Annotated in this window: 1 protein-coding gene; it reads right to left on the reverse strand. The window is 52.1% G+C overall.

Features of this window, described 5'->3' with window-relative positions; translation table 11 throughout:
* Window positions 1-96 precede the first annotated feature (96 nt).
* Window positions 97-525: an IS200/IS605 family transposase gene (gene tnpA, locus BEN49_RS15455; protein WP_070744880.1), complete on the reverse strand. Its 429-nt coding sequence runs from the start codon at window positions 523-525 to the stop codon at window positions 97-99.
* Between the last annotated feature and the right edge of the window lie 87 nt (window positions 526-612).

Genomic DNA, 612 nt, shown 5'->3' on the forward strand with positions numbered 1-612 from the left:
ACTAAACGACTATGGACTGAAAGTCCATAGGTTTGAAGCCGAATGGAATTCGGTGGTTTCGGCTAAAGCCGACTAAAAGAAACCACTGGAAGTGGGCTATTCCAGAATGAAATTCTCGTCCCCGTTCGGTTGGTCTTTGTGATGGTTCAAATACGCTTCCAGTAGCTCGTCCGTGATGTTGCCCACACTCCACGCCCCGTAGCCAATGCCCCAGAAATGACCGCCCCAGTACCGACGCTTGAGTTCGGGAAATTCCTGCAATAAAAGCTTGGCGCTCCGCCCTTTCAACCGCCGCATCAGGTCGCTCACTCCCACCGAAGGTGGATACGAGACGTGCAAATGGATGTGGTCCTTGCTCACGACTCCTTTGAGAATCTGCACATCCAGCGTGTTGCACGTCTGACGCAATAAGTCCCGGCAGCGCAGTTGCACGTCACCCACCAGCACCTTGTACCGATACTTGGTGCTCCAGACCAAATGCACTTCCAACCGGTGAACTGAATGACTGCCTGTCCGCTGCTTCATCACGTAAAGCTACCAACCTCGCAAAAGGGAGTAGCAACTAAAGTCTTGCCCTGAAGGGCATAGCTTTAACTAGCGTGCTTGAAAAGT

It is taken from the genome of Hymenobacter coccineus (assembly GCF_001816125.1).
Classification (GTDB): domain Bacteria; phylum Bacteroidota; class Bacteroidia; order Cytophagales; family Hymenobacteraceae; genus Hymenobacter; species Hymenobacter coccineus.